This is a genomic window from Streptomyces sp. C, assembly GCF_000158895.1.
Lineage (GTDB): Bacteria > Actinomycetota > Actinomycetes > Streptomycetales > Streptomycetaceae > Streptomyces > Streptomyces racemochromogenes.
The window spans coordinates 374,498-382,734 of sequence record NZ_GG657750.1; the positions used below are offsets into that span (position 1 = coordinate 374,498).

Annotated in this window: 6 protein-coding genes and 1 pseudogene; all 7 read right to left on the bottom strand. The window is 73.6% G+C overall.

Annotated elements, in window-relative coordinates; all coding sequences use genetic code 11:
- The coding region (locus SSNG_RS01885) for an AMP-binding protein (RefSeq protein ID WP_042800390.1) at window positions 1-1,169 on the bottom strand (1,169 nt) is incomplete at its 3' end.
- Between the two features lie 166 nt (window positions 1,170-1,335).
- Window positions 1,336-1,716, bottom strand: coding sequence for a hypothetical protein (locus tag SSNG_RS01890; protein ID WP_007262092.1), 381 nt, complete (start codon window positions 1,714-1,716; stop codon window positions 1,336-1,338).
- A 6-nt stretch (window positions 1,717-1,722) separates the two neighbouring features.
- Window positions 1,723-3,153 (bottom strand): hypothetical protein, encoded by a 1,431-nt coding sequence (locus SSNG_RS01895; protein WP_128636829.1) that lies wholly within the window; start codon window positions 3,151-3,153, stop codon window positions 1,723-1,725.
- An 11-nt stretch (window positions 3,154-3,164) separates the two neighbouring features.
- On the bottom strand, window positions 3,165-5,288 hold the full coding sequence (locus SSNG_RS01900) for a CHAT domain-containing protein (protein ID WP_007262094.1): 2,124 nt from the start codon (window positions 5,286-5,288) through the stop codon (window positions 3,165-3,167).
- Between the two features lie 147 nt (window positions 5,289-5,435).
- Window positions 5,436-6,065 (bottom strand): hypothetical protein, encoded by a 630-nt coding sequence (locus SSNG_RS01905; RefSeq protein ID WP_007262095.1) that lies wholly within the window; start codon window positions 6,063-6,065, stop codon window positions 5,436-5,438.
- A 95-nt stretch (window positions 6,066-6,160) separates the two neighbouring features.
- Window positions 6,161-7,684 carry a PP2C family protein-serine/threonine phosphatase gene (locus SSNG_RS01910; RefSeq protein ID WP_241694971.1) on the bottom strand — a complete coding sequence of 508 codons (1,524 nt, stop codon included), beginning with the start codon at window positions 7,682-7,684 and terminating at the stop codon, window positions 6,161-6,163.
- Window positions 7,605-8,237 (bottom strand): annotated as a pseudogene (locus SSNG_RS43365) (hypothetical protein); the annotation flags it as partial. The gene SSNG_RS01910 and the pseudogene SSNG_RS43365, both read right to left, overlap by 80 nt.

The window sequence follows — 8,237 nt, forward strand, 5'->3', positions numbered from 1 at the left end:
TCCTTGGCGGGGTCGAGGTAGCGGGCGAGGCCGACGCCGCCGATGACGAGTTCGCCGCTGCCGCCCATGGGCACTGGTTCGCCGGACGCGTCGACCACGGCCAGTTCCCAGCCGGCGAGCGGGAGGCCGATCCTGACGGGCTCCGCGCCGGTCAGCGGGCACGCGCAGGCGACGACGGTGGCCTCGGTGGGGCCGTACGTGTTCCAGACCTCCCGGCCCTCGGTGACCAGGCGGGCGGCCAGTTCGGGCGGGCAGGCCTCGCCGCCGAAGATCAGCAGCCGGACCTCGTCGAGGGCGGCGGGCTCCCAGAGCGCGGCGAGGGTGGGCACGGTGGAGACCACGGTGATCTCCTGTTCGACCAGCCAGGGGCCGAGGTCGGCCCCGCTGCGGACGCGGTGGCGGGGTACGGGGACGAGGCAGGCGCCGTGGCGCCAGGCCAGCCACATCTCCTCGCAGGAGGCGTCGAAGGCGACCGAGAGTCCTGCCATGACCCGGTCGCCGGGGCCGATCGGCTCTTCGGCGAGGAACAGGGCGGCCTCGGCGTCGACGAAGGCGGCGGCGCTGCGGTGGCTGACGGCGACGCCCTTGGGCCGGCCGGTGGAGCCGGAGGTGAAGATGATCCACGCGTCGTCCCGGGGACCCGGCCGGACGGCGGGCGCGGGAGCGGCCGGGGGGCGCCCGGCGGGGTCGCCGCGGTCGATGTGCCGGCCGGGGCCCAGCACCGCCCGTACGCCGGCTTCGGCGAAGACCAGCCGGGCCCGCTCGTCGGGGTCCTCGGCGTCGACCGGCACGTATGCGGCGCCCGCGGCGAGGACGGCGAGGACGGCCACGTACAGCTCGTTGGTGCCGGAGGGGACGCGTACGCCGACCCGGTCGCCGTGTCCCACTCCTGCCGCCGCGAGGGCGCGCCGGCGGCGTTCGACCCGGGCGGCCAGTGCCCGGTAGGTGAGCCGGGAGGTGCCGTCGTCCAGGGCGGGCTCTTCGGGGTGGGCCCGTACGGTGGCCTCGAAGACGTCGAGGAGGGTACGGGCGGGGGCGGCCGGCCCGGCCGAGAACCGGGCGGACTTGCCGGGGTCCCCGCTTGGCTCGCCTTCGTCGGGCACCGGCTCCTCGGGCAGGGCACCGTCGGCCGTCAGGGTGAGTTCAGCGCGTTCGGGTGTGGCTGCCATAGGCCCTCGCGTCTCGCTCCCGGACACGTCCGGGGTGCCGGTGGAGCCCGGGTCTGCCCGGGTTGTTCCGGTCCGGCGGAGAACAACCCACCAGCCTAGTCCGCCGCCGGGGATCTGCCCGTGGAAGCCGCGGGCGTGGCCGGAAGGCGTACTCCGCCCGGGGGTGTCACCCCTGGGACGGTCGCACGGTGCGGGGGCCGGCGCACTGGGCTCCGTACGCCTTCACCCGTTCGCGCAGGGCGCGGTCGGCGGTGACCACCACGCAGGGGCGGCCGGCGTGGGCGGCGGCGAGCTCCACGATGCGGTCGTCGCCGCTGCCGGGTGCGGAGTCGACCCGGACGCCGGGTACGGACGCGATGCCGCGGGCCGCGCCCTCGACGACGAGGATGACCTCCTCGCCGCCCCGCCCACCAGGATCAGTCCGCTCCGCGAGCCGGTCGCGCAGCCGCTCGGCGGCGCCCCTGCGGTCGCGCCACCATCCGTCGGGTACGGAGCCGACGACGTTCGCCGCGTCGACGATGAGGACGGAGGTGAGGGATTCGGTCACGTTCCGTCATTCTGCCACGGCCGTCGTCTCCGGGGGCGCGACGACGAAGACGTCGGACAGCGGCGAGGTGTCGGCGCCGGCGCTGATCAGCAGGTCGTAGGTGTCGGGGGGCAGGAGACCGAGGTCGAACCGCTGCCGTTCGCGCGGGACGTCGATGTCGCGGTCGACGACGGGCAGGCCGGTGGTCCGGCTGGTCACCGAGACCCGGGCCGGGATCTCGGGCAGTTCGCTCTCGCTCTGTGAGCTGCCGGCCCCGATCTCGCACACCACCGGTTCCCCGTCGAGGTAGAGGTCGTCGCCGAGGTAGGTGAACCAGCAGGTCACCAGGGAGCGCAGATCCGCGATGTGGACGTCGTCCAGGGACTGGAGGATGCCCTTCACGTGGTCGAGCATGGCCTCGTGGTTCTGCAGGCTGCCGTGTTTCTGCGGGACGAAGGTGCGGCCGTCCTCCGTGTCGGAGAGGGCGGCGGAGAGCTTCGGCACGGTGCCGTCGCCGCCTTCGTCGTCCTCTCCGCGGACCATCAGCATCTCGACCTCGTCCCCGATGATCCGGGCCGACTGCCGGGTGGGCTGGTCGATGCCGACGATCGGGTAGTAGACCACCTGGCCGGATTCCCACGCGGTGTCCTTCCGGTTGGCCTCGGCCGCGTCCTCCATCTCCCTGTGGAAGTCGGTGAGGTGGCTGCTCCACTGCGGCTGCCAGCCGGGGAGGCCGGCCTCCGCCGGGAGGGCGGCCGTCCCGTCCTGCCCGTACACGCAGCGGTAGACGGGGAGGAGCTGGTGCAGGCCGGTGAAGGAGCGCAGGAGCCGGGTGAGGTCGTGCTCGAAGGGGCCGATGCGCTTGCGGAAGCCGTTGCAGAGGAAATCGACGGCGTTGAGGGAGCCGTAGTACGGGGTGCCGAAGGTCACGACGGCCCGGGTGTCCTTCCAGCCTTCGAGCACCTCGACGTAGTAGCGGGAGACCAGGCCGCCCATCGAGTGCCCGACCAGGACGAGCCGGGCGGCGGGGTTGCCGCTCTTCTCCCGCCAGTCGCGCAGCCAGCCCCTGCTCCGCTCGGCCAGCTGCCGGGCGGCGGCCCTGTTGTCGCGCCGCCAGTCGTAGGGGAAGGGGAAGTAGTTCTCGCCGCGCTTGAGCTCGAACCGGTCCAGCAGGAACTCCTCTATGGCCGTGTAGCCGTCGATCTTCCACAGGCCGGGCAGGGTGTGGAGGTCGGGAACCAGCCGGGTGGCGACGACGCCGTCACCGAGGTCGTCCTCGTTCCAGTCGTCCTGGCCGTCCGGCAGTTCCAGCTCCGCCACGGAGCGGCCGAGGCTCGTCAGGGCGCCCAGTACCGCCGAGGCCGAGGGGGCCCAGACGTCCTTCCCGTTCCGCGTCAGTACGCTGCCGGTGATGCCGGGAAGCAGTACGACGACGTCGGGCATCGGGTTCTTGCCCATGAGCTGACCTCCTAGCCCTTTTGCGGGTCGGACGGGTTCGCGGGCGGGACGAACGGTTCGGAGGCGTCCCCGTAGTGCTGGTAGGCGGCCCAGGCGCTCCACCGCTGCGGGTCCTGTCCGCCGTCCGGCCACTCGTTCTCGGCTCGCTTCTCGTAGAGCTCCTTGCGCGCGGACCGGACGGCGGCCCCCACCGTCGGCGGGTCCTCGGGGGGTCCGATCGTGAACAGGTGCCGGTAGAACTGCTCCGCGAAGGAGATCCCCTGGTCGTCGGGGATCCGCCAGGCCGACCCGATGTAGTGGCCGACGCCTATGCGCAGGAACTCGTCGGCGAGGCTGGGCACGAGCGCCGCCTGGGGGTTGCCCCACGGGCTGTGGTCGGCCACGAGGGAGGATCCGTCCGTGGCCCCGGCGGGGTCGTCGGCTCCCAGGCGGGCCGTGTAGCAGGCGTTGGCCACGACGATCAGCGGCGGCCGGTCCAGGCGGCCCAGTTCCTGGGCGGTCAGCAGGCCGTCGGCGAAGACCCAGCCCGAGCGCCGTCCGGTGCCGGAGCGGTCGAAGTCGCTGTGGCCGCAGTAGTGGACGATGTCGTTGCCGCCGCACAGCAGGGCCCTCAGGACGTCGAGCCGCCGCGCGGGCTTCTCGTCGGGCTTGCGGACGGAGTTCGCCGCGCCGACGAACAGGTTGACCGTCACCCCCAGGTGCCGGAGCTGGTCGGCGACCTGGCGGGCCTCCTCGCGGGCACCCGGGAGGTCCAGCCCCTTCTCCGGGTCTCCCGGATCCCCGATGACCAGGGCGCACAGCGTGCCGGTGGCCGGCGTCTCGGCCAGCACGCGCGCGTACGTGGTGCGCAGTTGACGGGAGAGCTGGGTGCGGATCGCCAGGGGCTCGGGCTCCTTGCCGCCGGGCTGCCGGGCGTCCCTCAGGAACTCCCAGGGCACGGGAGCCGTGTCGCGGTCCAGTTCCAGGAGGACGGTGGCGTCGTCGGTGAGCAGCCGCTGGAATTCCGGGGGCACGATGAAGCGGGACAGCAGCTCGGGAAGTGCCTCCGCGTCCTCGACGATGGGTTCCGTCAGCCTGTCCACCAGCTCGCGCAGCAGGTCCGTGTCCACGAGGGCGACCCGTTCCGGTATGGTCGCGCCGCCGGTCAGGGCCGCCCAGCGCAGGGCGTTGGGACCGGTCAGGACGGACATCCGTACGGGTGCGGAGTCGTGCTGGGCCTGGATGGGGGCCCGGACCGTCAGGGTCAGGTCGGTGTGCCGCACCGTGGCGAGCTGGGCCAGCTGCTCGCGCACCTGTTCGCGGATGCCGGGTCCGCATGCGGCCAGGACGGTGCGCAGGGCTTCCTCGGTGGACGGATCGGCACCGTCCGGTGGGCCGGCGCCCTCGTCCGGGGCCGTGCCTGCCGCTGCCGGGCGGACGAGTCCGGACAGCGCCGCCAGGGCGTACACGGCGGCCGAGGGGACGAACAGCCTGCCGCCGCTCTCCTCGCGCAGGGCGGGGGTGACGTGCAGCCGCTCCTGGTCCTTGGCGGCGCCGGTCAGGGCGAGGAGGAGCTGTTCGGCGCGGAGCCGGTCGACCTCCACGACGAGCACCTCGGTGAGCCCGGGGGCGGGGGCCGGCGGGCTCGCCGAGGCCAGCGCGGCGGCGAAGCCGCGGACGAGGGCCCGGGCCGCGCCGCCGACGGAGAGGTTCCCCGCGCCCGCGCCGACGAGGACCGTCGCCATCGTGGCGACGTGGCCCAGGGCGATGGCCTCGCCCAGCAGGGAGGCGTACATCTGAACGGCACGGCGTTCGGTGAGGGTGCCCATGGGGCCCATGCCGACGACGGCGGCCGACCGTACCGGACCCTCCCTGCACGGGAAGTACGTGACCTCCCCGAGCTGGGCGTCGATCCAGCCGAGCCGGTTGTGCTCCGTGATCAGGGGGCGGGGGCCGGCGGATATGGCGCGGTCCAGTGCGAGTTCCGCCGCGTCGGGGACGACCGACTGGTAGTGCCCGGTGACGTGCAGATCGGCGGCGACCTTGACGAGATCGCCCCAGACCACTGTGATGTTGACGGTTGGACCACCGTCGTGGGGCGGCGTCGGAACGCCTTCCGGCCGGTCCTCGTTGCCGGCGGCGGGGGTGCTCACCACGACGCTCCTCCTTCGAGTCGCCCGGGATACGCGTACCGTGAACCGCGGTACGCCGCACCTGTCCCCCTGAGCACGATTATCCCACCGATTCGGCGCGGGGCCCTGCCCGCGGCCGGTCCGGCCCGATGCCGCCGGCCGGGGTCCGGTTCAGCGGTAGCGGGCGGAGGCGGCGGCGAAGGGCGTGGCGTGCTGCGGCGCCGTGGCGAGGAGCGCGACCCAGGAGCCGTCGGTGAACTCGATGTCCATCCGGCCCTTCTGGAGGACGCCGGTCGGGTTGGCCCGCACGGCGGCCACCGCCGAACGGGGCACCTCCCAGTAGTGCTTCATCACCGGCGTCGACTGCCACAGCGGCGAGACGTCGCCGAGTCCGAACCAGCGCCGGTCGGTGAGGACGAGTACGCAGGCGTGGGAACGGCGCAGGTTGGCCCGGCTGATGACGAAGTGTCCGGCGGCGCTCTCCCAGCCGCCTTCCATGTTCTTGCCGTGCATCAGGCGCGTGCCGAGCTGTTCCACCGCGTCGGGCATGCGGTCGATCGCCTCCGCCGCGGCGGCCGGCCGGGACCGCCGCGGGTCGAGCACCCGGGACTTGGCGATCTGCCGCAGCTGGCGGGGGAGCCGCGCCTCGATCCGCCGCTGGAGGTCGGAGGGGTCCGGGGGCGCGAGCATCGACTCGGGCGGGGTGGGCACGCCGGGCCCGAGTTCGTGGGCGCAGGCCGCTATGAGGTGCTCTCCCGGCTGGAGGAACTGCCGGGCCTGCTGGCGCCTCTCCTCGTTCAACGGGCGTGCTCCTGTCCTTCTTCGGTGGTCATGTCCGGTGGACGGAATTCTCCCCCATCACCCGAGTTTCATGATCACCGGGGGTCGCCCCGGGGTCAGGACTCTTCGGGGAGGTGGATGTCGAGGACGCAGATGTCGTCGCGGTTGCCCGGCCGCAGCGCCGCCAGGGAGCGGGCCAGGGTGTCGCCGCGGCCTTCCCGCAGCAGCCCCAGCGCGGTCTCGGCCAGCCGGTCGAGGCCCTCCTCGATGTCCACGCCGGGGTCCTCCACCAGACCGTCGGTGTAGAGCAGGAGGTGGTCGCCCGGCAGCAGGTCCACCGTGTCCTGTCCGTACGAGCTGTCGAACGCGGCCCCCAGCAGGCAGCCCTCCGGCTGCGGCAGGAAGCTCGCCCCGCCGCCCCGGATCAGCAGGGGCGGCAAGTGCCCCGCCCGCACCCATGTCAGCCGGCGGTCCCAGGGCTGGTAACGGCCCATCACCATCGTGGCCGTCGCCCCGTACGGGTCCACCGCCGTGTGCAGCAGCAGGCTGTTCAGCAGGCGCAGGACGTCCGGGAGGGCGGAGCCGGTGATCGTCATCCCCTTGGTGGTGAACCGCAGCTGGGCCATGGTGCCGACGGCTCCGAGTCCGTGTCCGGCGACGTCACCGACGACGAACAGGGCGCTGCCGTCGGGGAGTCCGATGGCCGAGTACCAGTCGCCCCCGACGTTGATCCCGCTGTCGGCCGGCACGTACGCCACGTCCACGGACAGCCCCGCCAGCTCCAGCGACTGCTCGGGGATCGGCAGGAGGGTGTCCTGGAGGCGGGCGGCGAGGGCGCGTTCGGCCGTCAGCATGCCGCGCTGGACGAGATTGGTGCGTTCGCTGTCCAGCAGGGCCTGCTCCGTGGCCCGCTGCGCCGTCAGGTCCTGGAAGAAGCCGTGCACCTCGATCGGGCTGCCGTCCGCGTCGGTCTGCGCCTCGGCCACGATCCGCAGGTGCCGGACCCCCTGCGCGGTCCCGATCCGGAAGGGGTGGTCGACCGCCGCCCCGTCGGCCAGCAGCCGCCGCACGGCGGCGGCCAGCCTCGGCAGGTCCTCCGCCAGCAGGTGCGCGGGCAGCTCCTCCAGCCGCATCGGGCCCAGCGCCGGATCCCGGTCGAAGATCGCGTAGACCTGGTCCGACCAGGTGATCGTGTCCGTCACCAGGTTCCAGCTCGCCCAGCCCAGGTTTCCCAGCCGCTGCATGTCCGCGAGCCGGCGGGTCTCCCTCTCGTTCGTGTCGTGGCGGATCCACGACACCACCAGGCGCTCCCCCAGCCTGGCCGCGCGCACGGAGTACACGGACTGCTGGGGCACCCCGGCGGTGACCTCCTCGTAGGTGAACGGCTCGCCCTGGTACACCGTTCCGGTGGCCAGCGTCTCCAGGTACCCGTCCCAGAGCGCGGTGCCCGCCACCGTCGGATAGGTCTCCAGGATCCGTCGCCCGATCAGCTCCTTGCCGCTGCGCCCGGCCACGTCCAGCGAATCGGGCGCCGCCGCCTCGATCCGGTAGTCCTCGACGTCACCCGACGGCGAGCGCAGCGGTGTCAGCAGGACCGCCGGCCCGGCGGTGGCGTCCAGGACCGACTGGATCGCCTCCACGTCCTCGCGCAGCGGTCGGCGGCCCCGGGGGCCCTGGTCCTCGCGCAGCAGACCTCCGCAGAGCCGGACGGCCCGCCTGAGCAGGGTCCGGGTGCGGGCGTCGAAGGGGCCCCTCCGGGTACGGAAAGAAGCCGACGACCGTCGTCGCCGGGCCGGTACCGGGTACGGGGAGCCAGGCGCGCGAGGGCCACTGGCCGGGGGGATCGCCGATCAGCTGGTACCGGGCGGCGTCGAGGTCCGGGTCCTCCAGCCAGACCGCCTCCCCGGATGCGGCGGCCTCCAGGGCGGCGACCCCGCTGAGCGGCGGGATGTGGCTCCACTGCTCGGCCATCGCGTCGGTGGCGCCGGCGTGCCCGGCCAGCTCCAGGCTCCCGGCGGCCGCGAGGCTGTAGATCATCACGGCGTCCACGTCCTCCGGCCCGCAGAGCGCGGACCGCAGCAGCTCGGCGACCTCGTCAGGGGTCTGCACCCCGGCCAGGTCGCGGGCCAGCCCGGCGAGGAGCTGCCGGGTGCCGGCCGGGCGGGCCCGGGTCGACGAGGTACGTGCTCGCGC